At 46.2% G+C, this 331-nt stretch carries 1 protein-coding gene; it reads right to left on the reverse strand.

What is annotated here, in order from left to right:
- Positions 1 to 331 (reverse strand): glutamine amidotransferase-related protein (locus RYX56_RS21620; RefSeq protein WP_439108526.1); only part of this gene is annotated, 331 nt, incomplete at both ends.

Raw genomic sequence — 331 nt, forward strand, 5'->3', positions numbered from 1 at the left:
CCATCATCAGAAGGAATTGATCAAACAAGCTGTTGGCATCCTCAGGGCCTGGTGAGGCCTCGGGATGGTATTGAACCGTAAAGGCTGGATAGTCTAGATGTTTTAATCCATCAACCGTCCCATCATTCAAGGCAATATGGGTAATGGCTAATCTCGTATTCGGAATGGACGCTGAATCTACTGTAAATCCGTGGTTTTGCGCAGTGATTGCAATCTTACCCGTTGCCAATTCTTTTACAGGATGATTGGAACCGCGGTGACCGAACCTCATTTTTACCGTTTGAGCACCGCATGCCAAGGCAAATAGCTGATGACCAAGGCAAATTCCAAA

The sequence above is a fragment of the Alkalihalophilus lindianensis genome (genome assembly GCF_032843265.1).
GTDB classification, from domain to species: Bacteria; Bacillota; Bacilli; order Bacillales; family Bacillaceae_D; genus Alkalihalophilus; species Alkalihalophilus lindianensis.